This is a genomic window from Variovorax sp. LjRoot175, from assembly GCF_964253805.1.
Lineage (GTDB): Bacteria > Pseudomonadota > Gammaproteobacteria > Burkholderiales > Burkholderiaceae_C > Variovorax.
Window position 1 is genome coordinate 404052 of sequence record NZ_CAXURY020000003.1, and the last position, 15235, is coordinate 419286.

Below are 15235 nucleotides of genomic sequence, written 5' to 3' on the forward strand. Positions count from 1 at the left end.
GCCGCGTGCGCGGCCGCTTCAATACAAGGTGCCGCGCACTGGCACGGTCTCGGCCAGCAGGTAGAAGCCTGCATCTCGCTGGATCAGCGGGCCGAGGCGACGTTCGATGCGGGCGACGTACTCGGCCATGGCCGGCTCGTCCTTCGGCTGCAGAAACCCCAGCTCGCACATTCCCGCATAAGGCGGCGGCTCGGCGTCGGGGGGTGACAGGGAAATGTTCAGCGTGGCGCGGCGCACGCCTTCGAAGAGCACCGGTTCTTCGTCCAGCAGTGCCTGGTGCGCTGCGGCCCAGGCGGCGCGCAGGCCCGCGGCGGCCTCGGCGCTGCGCGCACGAAGGTAATGCAGCAGGCGCAGGGTCGACGCGCCGCTGCAGGGCAGCGGCAGCGGCGACTCGTCGAACATCAGGAACAGCGGCGAGCGCTGGTCGGCAAAGTGCCCCTCGTCCGGGGCGATGATTTCCTTGTACTCGCGCGTCGAGCTGGCGGCCTGCTGGTCGGCGAGCGTGGCCGCATGGATGTGGCTGACCGAGTCATACCGCCACGCGGGCGCCTCGGGCCCGTAGCAGCCGTCGTAGACATGCTGCTGCACGTAGGCCTGCAGATAGCGCGCCACAGCCTCGGTGCCAAGCACCAGGCGCGCATGGTCGTCACGCAAATAGCGGCTGTACTGTGCATGGGTCATGCCCGGCCGGCGGGCCGCGCAGATGTTGAGTTTGGGCATCGATGAACCTCAGAGGGCCGGTGTGATCGCGTTGGGCCGACCGCTCACGGCGCGACACTGTCCATGTCGTGGCTGTCCGGCCAGGGGTCGAGCAGGAGCTTGCCGACGGCGTCACGCCCCTGCATCAGGATGTGCGCTTCGGCGGCCTGCTCGAGCGGCAGCACGCCGTGCACGGCGGGGGCGACGGCACCGCTGCGGACCAGCGCTCCCAATTCGGACAGCGCTTCGGCGACACGAGCCGGTCGGTGCTGAAAGTAGCCGCCCAGGAAGAAGCCGGTCAGGCGCTGGTTGCGGCTGGTGATGCGCAAGAAATCCAGCGCCCCGGGCGTGGGCGCCGCTGTGCCGTAGACGACCATGCGTCCCCAAGCGGCGAGGCATTCGCTGCCCTGGCGCAGCAACTCGCCGGCAGTGGCATCGAGCAACAGGTCCACACCCTGACCCTGGGTCAGTTCGAGCACACGTTCGGGCCAGTCCGAGTGGCTGTAGTCGACGCTGGCGTGCGCGCCGAGCGCTGTCGCCTGATCGCATCGGGACGCCCCGCGCGCGCCGCCGATCACGAGTGAGGCGCCCTTCGCACGCGCCAGTTGCAGCAGCCACGAGCCGACGCCGCCGGCAGCCCCGAGCACCAGCACGCGCTCGCCTGCACGCAGTTCACCGGAGTCGTGCAGCGCCAGCGCGGCCGTTGTCCCCTGGATCAGCAAGGTGCCGGCCAGCCGCGCATCCAGCCCTGCGGGCCAGGGCAGCAACTCGGCACACGGCAGCGCGATGTACTGCGCATAGCCACCGCCCATGATGCTGGCGCCGAGCACCTGCCGGCCCATCCAGCCGGTATCGACACCGTCGCCGAGCGCACACACGACGCCGGCCACCTCGGACCCTGCATTGAAAGGCAGCGGCGTCGGCACCGGATAGGGTTCACCGGCGCGACGCAACACGTCGGCGTAGTTCACCCCGGCCGACAGTACGCGCACCAGCACCTGGCCGGGGCCCGCACTAGGTGTCGGCACCTCCTCGCAGCGCAGCACCTCGGGGCCGCCGGTCGCGTGAAAGCGTACTGCGCGCATCGTGGGCGGGTTCATCAGGGGCGGCTTGCCTCGGCGGGGGGAAGCGCCGGATTGCGGCGCGACAGGTAGGCGCCGAGCGCTGCCAGGTCCGCATCGCTGATCTCGGTGCGCCGGTAGAACGGCATCACCGAGACGCCGTGTCGCACGAAGACCGTGACGAACTCGGGCGTGAGGTCGGTGCGCTGGTCGAGCACCGGCGGTACTTTGCCTTCGTACTTGGCCTCCAGTGCTTCTGTGCCGGTGAGCCCTCGACCGTAGTAGCCGGGACCCGGTCCGTGGCAGGCCACGCACCAGGTCTCGTAGACCCGCTTGCCGATGGCCTGGCGCGGCGACAGCGTGTCTTCGTCGGCCCGGGCGGTGCCGGCGCACAGCAGCGCCAATGCCAGGCCAGGGATCGACAGCATGCGCAGCATGAACGACGTCTTCACTTCTGCCGCCCCTTTCTCAGGTGCTTGGGCCAGATGCCTCCCCTTCCCGGCGCGATGATGCCGTTCGGGTCTGCCGCGTCCTTGAGCGCCTCGGTGAACCGGCGAAGGGCATGGTCGTTGAACGAATACACGCTCGAGATGAGATCGCTGAAGATCGGCGACGTGCGGTACTCGGCCCAACCGCGTTCGGCACTGAGCTTCACCGCATGACGGAAGATCTTCATCGAGGCTTCGTTGATCTTGGGGTCGGTCCGGGAGATTGGCAGGCCGACCACCAGCAGCAGCGACCGGAAGATTGACGCCTGGGGCGGCCGGAACAGGGGGTTCAAGCCGGGTATTTGCATTGCCGCCATCACATCGGCAAGAACACGGGTGGCTTCCAGGGCCGCCTCGCCCGTCTTGGGAATGATCGGCGAGAAGAAGACGTGTCCGTCCATCGGATAGGGGTTGAAGCGCGAACGTACCGGCCCCTGGGAAAAGCCCTCCAGGCTCGGTGCGCCGATCGACACCCGGAATGGCACTTGTTTCTGGTCCTGTGCGGACATCGGAAACCTGAATGTCGGGCCGTCTTCGAAGCGGGCATCGGGGATCGCTTCGCGCACCAGGCGCTTCGCATACGACCAGTTCGCCGCCACCGTCTCTGCCGGGCCGTAGAACTGCAGCGTCAAGTCCCATATGGGCAGGCCGCGCCGCGCCGCGAACTGATCGAGCTCTTTGTCCGGTACATCCACGCGGCTGGTCAGTGCCGTGAGCTCGGGGTCGATGAGGCTGGCGAGCGGGCTGTCGTAGATCGGCAGGCCGATCAGCCCGCCATGCTCGAGCCGGTTGGTGACGTCGATCAAGGGGATCAGGTCGCGCCGGCGGAGCACCCGGACCTTGCCGGTGGCGTAGGCCTCGGGCTCGGGCATGAGCCAGATGCCCATGCGCGTCACGATGCCGAAGTTGCCCTGCCCGAACAGGCCATCGACGGTCGGGCCGAAGCCGTAGGGAAACTGCGCGAAGGTGTCGGCGTTGGGCATCGCACCCATGCCGGTGCGCATCAACTCGCCGCTGGGCAGCACCACTTCCAAACCGCAATGCGAGCCGAAGTGGTCGCGGAAGTGCCCCGTGGTCCAGCCGACACCACGGTCCAGCGCATTGCCCAGCACGCTGCCCCAGCCGGGCTCCGGGCAGTCGATCCAGACGCGCAGCTTGCGCTCCTGGATGTAGTTATAGAGGTCGAAATACGAAACACCTGGCTCGACGATCGCAAAGTGGCGCCGGTCGTCGACTTCGACGATGCGGTTCATGCGCTTGAGGTCTACGACGATCGAACCGCTGTAGCCCGGCGCGGAGCCACCGTAGCCGAGGTTCTTCCCTGTCGAGATGGGATAGAGGGGAATCTTGTAGCGGTTGGCGATACGTACGACTTGCTGAACTTGTTCGACCGACCTGGGCGCGACAGCAGCGCTCGCCAGGCGCTCTTCGCGTGTGCCCCAGAGCGGGGAGTAGGCGTCGCGATAGAGATCGAGGTCAGCCTCGCTGGTAAACACCCAGTCGCTGCCGACCGCGGCAGCGAACTGAGTCAGTGCGGCCGCAAAGTCGCGATCACTGACACCTGGGGGCAAACGTCGGGCCATGCGTCTTCTTTCAAGAATCCAAGTTCAGCGCCAAGCGTGGCGCCATCAGCCACGCGACCCATCGATATGGCGCGGCGTCGAAGGTGGGTTCCAGTGGTCGCCACGACGACGGAGCGCCGAGTCGCGCGCGCAGCCGCTCGACGGCAATGGCAACCGCGCCGGCTTCCGGCGCTGCGACACGCGCGACGGTGCGTACACCGTCTGCCGCTGCGACTTGCTCCAGGCAAAACAGCGTCGCTGGCGTCGTGAGGCCGATCACGGGGCCGCGCAGGCGGCGCCAGTTCACGGCATGGGGACCGAACAGCGCCTCGTCGACGCTGGGGCCGAGATTGATTTGCTGGATGCCTCCCCGCCAAGCGGCAGCAAACAGACGGCTCTCCACCAGTGCCTGCTCATTCAAGAGCAGCTCCGTGGGCACTGAAGGCCCGGACTGCGACGCCCGATGGGCCCCGATTGCCTGGGCGATCGGCAGTGCGGTGGCGATTGCCACCACTGTTTGCAACCAATCTCGGCGGTTCGCGCGCATGTGCCACCTCTTGAAATCGATATCGGAGCGGCCACGCGCAGAAGGGGGCGGACCGTAGGGTGGCGAACGTTACGTAAAAAGACGCGGCTCGGGCACTGCCGTCGATGAATAGCAGTCTTGCAGAATGCGGATGGGTCGCGCTGCCGGGATCGCGTCGCTCAGCGCGCCATGCGGCTGGCGTGCGGCCGGCCGGAGAAGCCGAGATGAGCCGCCATCAGTACTCGTCGATGCGACTTGCTGCTTCTGCAACCAGGCTGCGCAGCCAACTCAGCCCCGGATCATTGGTACGGAACTTGTGCCACTGCATGGCCTGCTCCATGGCATCGATCTTTATCGGCGTAGGGCGGATCTCGAGTGGCCAGACGCCGACGAGGCGACGGGCAACGCGCTCGTGCACCGTGGCAACGCGGTTGGTGCCGACCAGCAAGGCGAGCAGCGTGATGAAGCTGTAGGTCAGGACCTCGACGCGCCGCGTGACGCCGTAGCGCTTCAGGAACCAGCCTTCGAAGGCGTCCACACGTCCGTTGTTGGGCTGCATCACGACATGTTCGGCGGAGACATAGCGCTCGAATGTCAACTCGCCGCGGGCCAGTTCGGCATCGCGCCAGACCATGCAGACGAAGTCCTCCTTGTAGAGCACCTCGCGCGGGTGGTCGGGGGACATGAATCCAGTGGGAATGATCAGCAGGTCTGCCTCGCCGCGCTCGAGGTCGCGGTGCGGCTGTGCGACCTGCTGCGCAAACTCGAAGCGAACCCTGGCCTTCTGCTGTGCTGCCAGCGTCATCAGCGCAGGCCCCAGCACCAGTTGCGCGTAGTCCGACGAGAAGATGCGGAACACCCGATCACTGGCATGCGGCTCGAACGCCGGAGGCGCAGCGATCGTGCTGTCGAAGCGCAGCAGCAGGTCGCGCACAGCCTCTCGCAGGCCCTCGGCGCGCGGGGTCAGTTCCATCTTGCGGCCGATTTGAACGAGCAAATCGTCGTCGAAATACTCGCGTAACCGCGACAGCGAATTGCTTATGGCTGACGGGCTGAGACTGAGGGCCTCGGCGGCACGCGTCACGCTGCACTCCTTCAGCAGCACGTCAAGAGCCACGAGCAAGTTCAGATCGAAATTGTGGAATCGCACGTGTGCCTCGTCTTTCGATCCGGGTGTTGGGCGGCGTAGAAATCCTCACGCGCGGTCGCGCAACTGCGCCCAGTCATCCGAACGAGACGGGGTGATGCGGGTTTGCCCTCGATCATTCCATGCCATCGAACTGACGCTTCGATCGAAAGGATTTCTCTTGAATCCGCCCGGAGTTTAGTCTGCCGTGCACCGAGTCCGGTACAGGGCTCACACAAATAAGCGGAGACAACGAATGGTCGTCGACCATGCTTCGGGCGAGCTTTCGCTCGGAATTTCAGGGGGGCGGTCCGCGGCGGGTGCTCTGGTCCGTCGTATCGTCGTTGTCGGCGGCGGTATCACCGGATTGACCTGCGCGCTGGCCTGCGTGCGCGCCGGCGCGCATGTGGAAGTGATCGAGGCGCATGCATCGGCAACTCGGCTGCCTGCGCACATTGATGTGGTTCCAAATCTGCTTCGCGATCTGGCGCGACTCGGCGTCGCGCAAGCCTGTGTGCAGCGCGGCTTTGCGTACAGCGGTCTGTCGGTCGTCGATGAGCGCGGTGACGAGGGCTTTCGACTGCCGACGCCGTCGCTCGCGGGGCCGCAGCTCCCGCCCGCCGTCGGCATTGCGCTCGCAGACCTGTTGGATCTGCTCGAAGGTGCCGCGGTGCGATCCAGCGTGGACGTGCACCGCGGCTGCACGGTGAACAGGGTCGATTCAGAGAGCGGGCGCGTCATCGCCGAGGACGGGCGCGTATGGGAAGCAGATCTTGTCCTGATTGCTGCAGGCGCCGGATCGCCGCTGGCCAGTGCGCTGCTCGGCCCGGCGCGACCGGGCGTGCTGCGCCACGCCTGGTGGCACGCACTGCTTCCACGTCCACCTTGGCTGGACCGTTCGACATGGATGGCCGGATCGGTGGGTCGCAGGTTGTTGCTCGTGCCAATCAGCATGTCGAGAGCGGGCGTGGCCGTCGTTAGCACTGAGGAGGCGAGTGGGCCCACTGACGGATACGCCCTGACACGACAGCTGAAGTCGTGGGGTTCCTTTCCGCGGCGCATCGCCGCGGCGATTGACCCGTCGGTGCCGGTCGTGCTGCACCGCGTAACCAGTTGGTTGCGCGACCCACCTTGGCATCGTGGTGCGGTGTTGTGTGTCGGCGCGTCCGCGCATGTCATCGCGCCGCCGTTCGGGCAGTCTGCAGCGCAGGACCTGGAAGACGCCGTCGTGTTGGGCGAGCTGGCGGCCGCGGGGCTCGACCGCCCGCGCCTGCTGCGGCAATTCACCGAGCGGCGCAGCGAGCGCGTGCGGTGTCTGCATGAGCTGACCGAACGCGCAGCCCTCTGGACGACGCAGCCCGAGCCTGCAACCGACTTGCTGCAGCTCGCCGGCGAGATTGACAGGCTTGTGGCGACGCCAGCCTAGCTGCCTCTTCGACCCCACTAACCACAGAGAGAGAGGAATCTCCAAATGAGACAAGCTTCACCGCGGCCCGGCCGCACTGCCACAGCGCTGGCCGCCGCGTTCGCGGCCGGCGCAGCGCAAGCAGTTGGCATCGATCTCGGCGAGTCGGACTGGTCGCTGCGCTTCGACAACACGGTCAAGGCGGGCCTGATGGCGCGCACCCAGAACGCCGATCCAGCGCTGGTCAACTCGTTCCGCCTGCTCGTGCCTGGAGTGTCGGCTTCGGCCTTCCCGCAGGCGCTGAACTTCAACGCCGGCGATGACAACTTCCGCAAGCGCGGCCTCGTGTCCCAGCGAGTCGACTTGCTCAGCGAGTTCGATGCGGTGTACCGAAAGGACTACGGTCTGCGACTCAGCGCAGCTACTTGGTATGACGCAGCCTACCGAGGCACCACCGATGCGGCCGATCCGGTTAACGGCCAGACGCCGATCAACCAGTTCCCGGAGCACACGCGCAGGCTCGCCGGTCGCAAGGCCGAGGTCCTCGATGCCTTCGTCTTCGGCAGCTTTGACCTCGGGGACAGCCGCCGACTGACCACCCGCCTGGGCCGTCATGCGCTGCAGTACGGCGAAAGCCTGTTCTTCGGCGACAACGGCATCGCGCGCGCCCAAGGACCGATCGACATCCTCAAGCTGCTCGGTTCGCCGAACGCGCAGTTCAAAGAGATCATCCGCCCAGTACCGCAGCTGTCGGCGCAGTTTCAGGTCACGCCCGAGGTCTCGGTTGGCGGCTACGCGCAGTTCCGCTGGGAGGCCGATCGCCTGCCTCCTTCGGGAAGCTACTTCTCGACCACCAACATCCCCTGGGGATCCGAGCAGCCCGAATTCGTCGGCATCCCCAACGTCGGCAATTTCGGTCTGCTGCCCGGCGGCGATCGCAAGCCCAAGAACTCCGGCCAGTTTGGCCTGCAGCTGAAGTGGCGCCTAGACGACACCGATCTCGGCTTCTACGCTGCGCGCTACCACGACAAGGGCGGTCAGCTTTACGGCCGACTCAACCCGGCGGGCACTCCGGGGCCGGGCGGCACGCTGCCTGGCGACTGGTACTTCGTGTTTCCCGAGGCGGTGAAGGTCTATGGCGTGAGCGCCTCGCGCTCGGTCGGCGACTTCAACTTCGCCGGCGAAGCCTCGGTTCGCGACAACATGCCGCTGCGCAGCACCAACATGTTGTACGGCTTTTTCCCCGGCCAGCCGCAGCCGCGATACGCCACCGGTCGCACGGCGCACCTGAACCTGTCGACCCTGGCCAGCTTCGGCCCGAGCTTCATCTCGCGCGAGTCGAGCCTGGTCGCTGAGATCGCGTGGAACCGGGTGCTGCACAAGACCGATCCAGATGGCGAACTCGACGCCGGTCGCACGCGTGACGCCACCGCGCTGCAGCTGATTTTCACGCCCACGTACCGCCAGGCGCTGCCCGGACTCGATCTGAGCATACCCATCGGCCTGCGGTACACGTTGGACGGACGCTCGTCGGTCACCGCCTGGGATGCCCGCGGCAACGGCAGCGTCAACGTGGGCCTGGAGGGCAACTACCTCGGCGTGTGGCAGTTCGCACTGAACTACACGCATTTCATCGGCAAGGCCGTGCCGTTCGTCGATTTCTCGCCGTCCTTGAATGGCGGCAGCCCGATCTTCGGCCATGGCAACGCACTGGCCGACCGCGACTTCGTCTCGCTCACGTTGCGCCGTACGTTCTGAACAAGGAGACACTCGAATGAAACGATACTTCGTCGCCACAGCTGCCTGTGTGGCCGCACTGGGTTGGCCTGTTGCAGCCTCAGCCGGCGTCAACGCCGAAGAGGCTGCGCGCCTGAAGATCGACCTGACGCCCCTGGGTGGTGAGAAGGCCGGCAACAAGGACGGCAGCATTCCCGGCTGGACGGGCGGCTACACGATCCCGATCCCAGGTGACAACCCGGGTGGAAGGCGAGGCGATCCGTTCAGGGACGAGAAGCCGCTCCTTTCCATCACCGCAAAGAACGTCGACGAGTACGCCGAGAAGCTGACCGACGGCACAAAGGCGCTGTTGAAGAAGTACCCGGACACCTATCGCGTCGACGTCTACAAGACGCATCGCACTGCGGCGGCGCCGCAATGGGTCTACGACAACACGTTCAAGAACGCGACCCGCGCCAAGCTCAGTGGCGACCTGGTTGACGGCGCGTATGGCGGCATTCCGTTTCCCATCCCGAAGACCGGCGCCGAGGTGATGTGGAATCATCTGCTGCGTTGGCGTGGCACCGCGTGGCAGTTCCACGTCAACATGTACCAGCTCACCACGGACGGGAAGGCCGTGCTGACGACCGATGGCGTGGGTGACCAGCAGATGGCCTACTACCTGCCCAAGGGAACCCCGGAGCAGTTTGCGGCCAAGGGCAACTTCTGGGAGGTGCGCCTGTTCAACGACGGTCCGCCGATCCGCGCCGGCGAGGCCATCGTCGGCGGCCAGAACGTCGATCCCGATAAGAGCACGGCCTGGGTCTACCTCACCGGCCAGCGCCGCGTGCGCAAGTTGCCCAACCCTTGCTGCGACACGCCGACGCCGGCTGCAGCGGGCGTCATGTCCTTCGACGAGATCGAAGTCTTCACTGGGCGGCTTGATCGCTTCGACTGGAAGCTCCTGGGCAAGAAGGAGATGATCGTCCCGTACAACTCCAACCGGCTGCTGCAGCCCAAGACCGACGCCGAGGTCATGAGCGCACACCACCTGAGCCCTGACAGCGTGCGTTGGGAACTGCACCGCGTCTGGGTCGTTGAAGCCACCTTGCGCGAGGGCAAGCGGCACCAGGCTCCGAAGAGCCGCTACTACTGCGACGAGGACAGTTGGATCTGTGTGCTGGGCGACCGCTGGGATGCCAACGGCCAGCTCTGGAAGACGCTCTGGAACCAGACCTTCGTCGCGCCAGACGTCCCCGGCCTGATGGGAGGTTCGATGGGCTTCTACGACCTGCTCTCGGGCACGGCCTTCATTGGCAATCTCTTTAACGCCAAGAGCAAGCAATACCTGGTCATGCCCCCATACCCGGAGAGCGCGTTCACGCCAGACGCGGTCGCTGCCGGCGCCCGTTGAACGAGAACCCGAAAGAGGACTACAGATGATCAAGATGATGGCCGCAATCTGCCGGCGTCCCGGCATGACACACGCGGAGTACCTGGCTTACGTGCAGCATGTGCATGGCGCAATCTCCAATGAGAACCCTGTGACCCTGCGGCGCTACGTGCAGAACCACGTCTTCGACGCGGCGTTCGGCAGCAGCGCCGAGGCCATCCATGCGATGACGGTAGCGCGCGATTCGGTGACCGAACTGTGGTGGGACAGCCCCGGGGACATGCAGGCGACCTTTGCGCACGAGCATGTGCGCACCAAGACCGGTCCTGACGGTGCGAACTTCGCCGATACGAACCGCACGCTCAGCGTGGTGACCGTGGAGGCCGAGCAGCCGGTGCCGAACCCAGGGCGGGCCGCCGGCGCCAAGGTGCTGCACTACCTGCGCATGGCCGACGGACTGACGCTGACTGAATTCTTTGGGCGCTGGGCGCGGGCCCACGAGCGCGCGCTGGTGGCCGCTCCCATGGCTGCGGCGGCCATGCGCCGCTGCGTGCATAACCACCAAGTCAGCGAGTTCAACCCAATGCTCGCGTACTTCGGTGCCAAGGACGTGCCGATCTACGAGGGCGTCGCAAGTCTCTGGTTCACCGACACTGCGTCGGTAGGCGCGTACCGAGACTACGAGCGCGCGCTGCTCGCAATCAATGCGGAGCTTGGCGCGGCGTTCTACGTGCCGGCGCAGTCGTTCTTCGTCTACGCCACCGAAGTGTCGATTTACGAGCGTCTCGACGACTGAGTTGGGACTGAATCCATGAAAACCTATCAGCGCAACGCCTGGTACGTCGCGGGCTTCGCCGACGAGTTTGCGCCCGGCAAGTTGGTGGCGCGCACGCTGCTGGACGAGAAACTGGTGCTATTCCGTACGTCCGACGGAGGGATCGCCGCGTTGGCCGACCGCTGCCCGCACCGATTCGCACCTCTCTCGGCCGGGAAGGTGTGCGACGGCGGCCGATCGGTGGAGTGCGCCTACCACGGTCTGCGCTTCGGGGCCGATGGTGCATGCGTACACAACCCCCAGGGAGACGGCCGCATCCCGAAGGCGGCCACTGTGCCGGCGCGCGTGGCGCGCGAGCGCGACCGGTTGGTGTGGCTGTGGGCCGGCGACCCGACGCGTGCCGACGAGTCGCTGATCCCCGACTACTCGCACGTGACCTCGGCGTCAGAGGATGCCACCGTGCGCGGCTACATGCCGACCGCGTGCGACTACCAGCTCCTCGTCGACAACATTCTTGACCTGACGCACGCCGACTACCTGCATGCCGGCACGCTGGGCAGCGGTGCGCTCACCCGATGCAAGCCGCAAGTCAGTGACCTCGGTGAGCGCAGCGTGGGCATCGCGTGGATCTCCAGCGGGGACCTCACGCCACCGGCATTCGACATGCACCTTCGCGAGCAGGGGCGTCCAACCGACCAGTGGACCGAAGTCATCTGGACGGCACCTGGTTGCATGCAGCTCAATGTCGGATCGACGCTGCTGGGCGAGCCACGCGAGCGTGGCGTGGACTCATTGAACCTGCACCTGGTGACACCGGAAACGTCCAGGAGCTGCCACTACTGGTTCTGGACCACGCGCGACTTCGCGGTCGACCCGGAAGCCAACGGGCACATCCGCAAGCTCGTCGAGCACGCGTTCTCGATGCAGGACAAACCGATGCTGGAGGCGCAGCAGCGCGTCATCGGCGATGCCGAGTTCGTGTCGCTGAACCCGGTGCTGCTCCCGGGCGATCCGGGTTCGATGCGCGTGCGGCGCAAGCTGGAGCAACTCATCGCGCAGGAGCAGGCGGGATGAAGCGGCTTCTCGCGGGCATCGCCTCGCTTGCAGTCTTCTCTGTGACGGGCGCGGCCGAGCCGGTCGGCGCCGCGCTCGACCGTCCTGCGCTCGCGGTGCGCGCGCCGGAGCGCGCCGTGCTGCTCGGCGCCACGCAAGTCGGCGCGCAGTGGGTCGCGGTCGGCGAGCGTGGTCTCGTGCTGCGTTCGGACGATGGCGGCAGCGGTTGGCAGCAGGTTCCCGTTCCGACCAGCGTGACGCTGACCGCCGTGCGCTTTGCCGACGAGCGCAACGGCATCGCGGTCGGGCACGGTGGCACTGTGCTGGTCACGACGGATGGCGGGCATCGTTGGGAGCGCCGCCTCGACGGGAGGCGCATCGCTGAGCTGATGCTGGCCGACGCGAAGGCGCGTCAGGACGCGGCCGGGCAGAAGGCGGCCGAGCAGCTGCTCGCCGACGGGCCCGACAAGCCGCTTCTCGACGTCCTGCCGCTCGGACGGGATCGTGCACTGGTCGTCGGAGCCTACGGCCTGGCGTTGGCCACCCAGGACGGTGGTAAGACATGGACCTCGTGGGCCGGGCGGCTGGACAACCCGAAGGGTTTGCATCTGTACGCGGTGCGTCAGCGCGGTAGTCGCATCGTGATCGCCGGCGAGCAGGGTCTGGTCCTGAAGTCCGACGATGCTGGCCAGAGCTTCCAGCGCATCGACACGCCGTACAAGGGCAGCTTCTTCACACTGGAGCTCACCGGAGAGCAGGAGGTCGTGCTGGCCGGCCTGCGCGGCAACGTCTGGCGCACGCTCGACGGCGGGCGCGAGTGGCAGGCGCTGCAGCTCCCGATGCCGGTGTCCGTGGTCGCGAGCCAGCTCGCGGCCGACGGCACGCTGCTGTTGGCCAACCAGGCCGGCTTCGTGTTCGCCCGACGGGGCGACACCTTCGCGCCGGTCAATCGTGATCCGCTGCCTTCGCTCACCGGTCTTGCCGCCGGCCGCAATGGCGCGTTGCTGGCCCTGTCTGTCCAGGGCGCGATGCCCATTTCCTCCAAGCCATGACGCCTCAGGATTTCGACCCACGCTCCGGCTCGCTCGTCGAGCGGGCGCTTTTCAACAATCGGCTGCTCGTGGTCGCGCTGTGCACGGTGATCACTTTGTTGCTCGGCTGGCAGGCCACCCACCTGAAGCTCAATGCAAGTTTCGAGAAGACCATTCCTGAGAAGCATTCGTACATCCGCAACTTTCTGCAATATCAGAACGAGCTGACTGGGCTGGGCAACGCGGTACGCATCGCGGTCGCGAACCCGAAGGGAACGATCTTCGACGCGGAGTACCTCGATACGCTGCGCCGCATGAGCGACGAGGTGTTCCTCGTGCCTGGTGTGGCGCGCAACCAGATGAAGTCGCTGTGGACGCCGACGACGCGCTGGGTCGGCGTGACCGAGGAGGGCCTGGAAGGCGGGCCGGTCGTCCCCGATGGATACGACGGCTCACCGAAGAGCTTGGAGCAGATGCGCGCCAATGTCGCGCGCTCGGGAGAAGTCGGGCAGATCGTCGCGCTGGACGCGAAGTCCAGCGTGATCTTTGTGCCGCTCCTGGCCAAGGACCCGCAGGGCCAGCCGCTGGATTACGGCGCCCTCGCTCATCGTCTCGACGAGCTACGCGCCAAGTACGAGCAACAGGGCGTCGAAGTGCACATCACCGGCTTCGCCAAGATCGTCGGCGAGCTGATCGACGGTGTGCGTGCCGTGCTGGTGTTCTTCGCCCTCGCAGTGGCGATTGCCGCGGCGATGGTCTTCTGGTTCACGCGCTGCGTGCGCTCCACGCTGCTGGTTGTCACCGTGTCCCTGGTGGCGGTGGTCTGGCAGGTCGGCCTGCTGCCGACGCTGGGCTTTGCGCTCGATCCGTACTCGATCCTCGTGCCGTTCCTCGTGTTCGCGATCGGCATGAGCCACGGCGCCCAGAAGATGAACGGCATCATGCAGGATATCGGGCGGGGCCAGCCCAAGCTGGTGGCCGCGCGCCACACCTTCCGGCGGCTGTTCCTGGCGGGCCTGACGGCGCTGCTGGCCGATGCTGTGGGTTTCGCGGTACTGCTGGTGATTGACATCCACGCGATCCGCGAATTGGCCATTGCCGCGTCGATCGGCGTGGGCGTGCTGATCTTCACCAACCTGATCCTGCTTCCGATCCTGCTGAGCTACACCGGCGTCAGCGCGGCCGCCGCGCAGCGCAGCCTGCGCGCCGAGGCGGCTGTCCAGAAGCAGCCGCTGTGGCGCTGGCTGGACCGGTTCACCCAGCGCCGCTGGGCGACGGTTGCGGTGGCCGCGAGCGCCGTTCTCGCGACAGGCGGATTGGCTGTTTCGAGTCAACTGGCCATCGGCGACCTCGATCCCGGAGCGCCCGAATTGCGGGCCGACAGCCGCTATAACCGCGATGTCGCATTCATCAACACCGCCTATGGCGCGTCGAGTGACGTGCTGGCGGTGATGGTGAAGACGCCCGATGGCCAATGCTCGCAGTACGCGACGCTGAACAAGATCGACGCCCTCGAGTGGCAGCTGCGTCAGCTCGAAGGTGTCGAAACCACGAACTCACTGGCGCTGTTGAACAGACGCGTGCTCACCGGGCTGAACGAAGGCAATCCCAAGTGGTACGAGTTCCTGCCCAACCAGGACATGCTCAACACGATCACCGCGGGCGCGCCGCGCGGTCTCTACAACGACGCCTGCTCGCTGTTGACGGTCTACGTCTACCTGCGTGACCACAAGGCCGAGACGCTGACGCGCGTCGTCAATCGCATCGAGTCGTTCGCGAATGCGAGCGACACCGCTGATGTGAAGTTCCTGCTGGCAGCAGGCAGCGCCGGCATCGAGGCGGCGACGAACATCGTCGTCAAGAATGCCTGGCGCACCATGCTGTTGCTGGTCTACGGCGCAGTGGTGCTGCTGAGCTTCATCACTTTCCGGTCGTGGCGGGCGGTGCTGGTGGCGGTGCTGCCGCTGATGCTGACCTCGGTGCTGGCCGAGGCGCTGATGGTCAGCCTTGGCATGGGCGTCAAGGTGGCCACGCTGCCGGTGATCGCGCTCGGCGTTGGCATCGGCGTGGACTATGCGCTCTACGTCCTGTCGATCACGCTTGCGCAGCTGCGCGAAGGCAAGAGCTTGTCGCAGAGCTACTACCGTGCGCTGCTGTTCACCGGAAGGGTGGTGCTGCTCACCGGCGTGACGCTGGCCGTGGGCGTGGTCACCTGGGTGGCCAGCCCCATCAAGTTCCAGGCCGACATGGGACTGCTGCTGGCCTTCATGTTCCTGTGGAACATGCTCGGCGCGATGGTGCTGCTGCCGGCACTTGCGCACTTCCTCCTCGAGCGGCCCAAAGCGGCAGGAGACCTGACGGCCGAAGTCTTCGCCGGGCAGGCCGCGGCCACGTGACCGG

General features: G+C 66.3%; 13 protein-coding genes. 7 read left to right on the forward strand and 6 right to left on the reverse strand.

What is annotated here, in order from left to right:
• Positions 1-18: 18 nt before the first annotated feature.
• The 6 genes from ACSQ89_RS39770 to ACSQ89_RS39795 all read right to left on the reverse strand — a co-directional run bounded on the left by ACSQ89_RS39770 (position 19) and on the right by ACSQ89_RS39795 (position 5486).
• Positions 19-720, reverse strand: coding sequence for an EthD domain-containing protein (locus tag ACSQ89_RS39770; protein WP_436297634.1), 702 nt, complete (start codon positions 718-720; stop codon positions 19-21).
• A 44-nt stretch (positions 721-764) separates the two neighbouring features.
• Positions 765-1799 carry a quinone oxidoreductase family protein gene (locus ACSQ89_RS39775; protein WP_436297635.1) on the reverse strand — a complete coding sequence of 345 codons (1035 nt, stop codon included), beginning with the start codon at positions 1797-1799 and terminating at the stop codon, positions 765-767.
• Positions 1799-2212 carry a c-type cytochrome gene (locus ACSQ89_RS39780; RefSeq protein ID WP_436297636.1) on the reverse strand — a complete coding sequence of 138 codons (414 nt, stop codon included), beginning with the start codon at positions 2210-2212 and terminating at the stop codon, positions 1799-1801. The genes ACSQ89_RS39775 and ACSQ89_RS39780 overlap by 1 nt, the downstream gene beginning before the upstream one ends.
• A complete protein-coding gene (locus ACSQ89_RS39785) occupies positions 2209-3831 on the reverse strand; it encodes an FAD-binding oxidoreductase (protein WP_436297637.1) in 1623 nt (540 codons plus the stop codon). The genes ACSQ89_RS39780 and ACSQ89_RS39785 overlap by 4 nt, the downstream gene beginning before the upstream one ends.
• 10 nt (positions 3832-3841) lie before the next feature.
• Positions 3842-4357 (reverse strand): hypothetical protein, encoded by a 516-nt coding sequence (locus ACSQ89_RS39790; RefSeq protein ID WP_436297638.1) that lies wholly within the window; start codon positions 4355-4357, stop codon positions 3842-3844.
• A 214-nt stretch (positions 4358-4571) separates the two neighbouring features.
• Positions 4572-5486 (reverse strand): LysR family transcriptional regulator, encoded by a 915-nt coding sequence (locus ACSQ89_RS39795; protein WP_436297639.1) that lies wholly within the window; start codon positions 5484-5486, stop codon positions 4572-4574.
• Between the two features lie 232 nt (positions 5487-5718).
• Between ACSQ89_RS39795 and ACSQ89_RS39800 the strand changes: the two genes are divergently transcribed.
• From ACSQ89_RS39800 to ACSQ89_RS39830, 7 genes are read left to right on the forward strand one after another with little or no spacing between them, the layout of a single operon-like run.
• Positions 5719-6888 carry an FAD-dependent monooxygenase gene (locus ACSQ89_RS39800; RefSeq protein WP_436297640.1) on the forward strand — a complete coding sequence of 390 codons (1170 nt, stop codon included), beginning with the start codon at positions 5719-5721 and terminating at the stop codon, positions 6886-6888.
• Positions 6889-6933: 45 nt separating this feature from the next.
• On the forward strand, positions 6934-8625 hold the full coding sequence (locus ACSQ89_RS39805) for a DUF1302 domain-containing protein (RefSeq protein ID WP_436297641.1): 1692 nt from the start codon (positions 6934-6936) through the stop codon (positions 8623-8625).
• Positions 8626-8641: 16 nt separating this feature from the next.
• On the forward strand, positions 8642-9997 hold the full coding sequence (locus ACSQ89_RS39810; RefSeq protein WP_436297642.1) for a DUF1329 domain-containing protein: 1356 nt from the start codon (positions 8642-8644) through the stop codon (positions 9995-9997).
• A 25-nt stretch (positions 9998-10022) separates the two neighbouring features.
• On the forward strand, positions 10023-10772 hold the full coding sequence (locus ACSQ89_RS39815; protein WP_436297643.1) for an EthD domain-containing protein: 750 nt from the start codon (positions 10023-10025) through the stop codon (positions 10770-10772).
• A gap of 15 nt (positions 10773-10787) precedes the next feature.
• Complete coding sequence (locus ACSQ89_RS39820; protein ID WP_436297644.1) at positions 10788-11825, forward strand: aromatic ring-hydroxylating dioxygenase subunit alpha; 1038 nt, start codon at positions 10788-10790, stop codon at positions 11823-11825.
• Positions 11822-12856 carry a WD40/YVTN/BNR-like repeat-containing protein gene (locus ACSQ89_RS39825; RefSeq protein WP_436297645.1) on the forward strand — a complete coding sequence of 345 codons (1035 nt, stop codon included), beginning with the start codon at positions 11822-11824 and terminating at the stop codon, positions 12854-12856. Before ACSQ89_RS39820 ends, ACSQ89_RS39825 begins: the two co-directional genes overlap by 4 nt.
• Complete coding sequence (locus ACSQ89_RS39830; RefSeq protein ID WP_436297646.1) at positions 12853-15231, forward strand: efflux RND transporter permease subunit; 2379 nt, start codon at positions 12853-12855, stop codon at positions 15229-15231. The genes ACSQ89_RS39825 and ACSQ89_RS39830 overlap by 4 nt, the downstream gene beginning before the upstream one ends.
• The last annotated feature ends 4 nt before the right edge of the window (positions 15232-15235 follow it).

Bases quoted from the DNA above. Each gene is read 5' to 3' on its own strand.
- ACSQ89_RS39790 (WP_436297638.1), bottom strand. From the start codon at position 4,357: ATGCGCGCGAACCGCCGAGATTGGTTGCAAACAGTGGTGGCAATCGCC.
- ACSQ89_RS39770 (WP_436297634.1), bottom strand. From the start codon at position 720: ATGCCCAAACTCAACATCTGCGCGGCCCGCCGGCCGGGCATGACCCAT.
- ACSQ89_RS39820 (WP_436297644.1), top strand. From the start codon at position 10,788: ATGAAAACCTATCAGCGCAACGCCTGGTACGTCGCGGGCTTCGCCGAC.
- ACSQ89_RS39800 (WP_436297640.1), top strand. From the start codon at position 5,719: ATGGTCGTCGACCATGCTTCGGGCGAGCTTTCGCTCGGAATTTCAGGG.
- ACSQ89_RS39815 (WP_436297643.1), top strand. From the start codon at position 10,023: ATGATCAAGATGATGGCCGCAATCTGCCGGCGTCCCGGCATGACACAC.
- ACSQ89_RS39830 (WP_436297646.1), top strand. From the start codon at position 12,853: ATGACGCCTCAGGATTTCGACCCACGCTCCGGCTCGCTCGTCGAGCGG.
- ACSQ89_RS39810 (WP_436297642.1), top strand. From the start codon at position 8,642: ATGAAACGATACTTCGTCGCCACAGCTGCCTGTGTGGCCGCACTGGGT.
- ACSQ89_RS39825 (WP_436297645.1), top strand. From the start codon at position 11,822: ATGAAGCGGCTTCTCGCGGGCATCGCCTCGCTTGCAGTCTTCTCTGTG.
- ACSQ89_RS39805 (WP_436297641.1), top strand. From the start codon at position 6,934: ATGAGACAAGCTTCACCGCGGCCCGGCCGCACTGCCACAGCGCTGGCC.
- ACSQ89_RS39785 (WP_436297637.1), bottom strand. From the start codon at position 3,831: ATGGCCCGACGTTTGCCCCCAGGTGTCAGTGATCGCGACTTTGCGGCC.
- ACSQ89_RS39775 (WP_436297635.1), bottom strand. From the start codon at position 1,799: ATGAACCCGCCCACGATGCGCGCAGTACGCTTTCACGCGACCGGCGGC.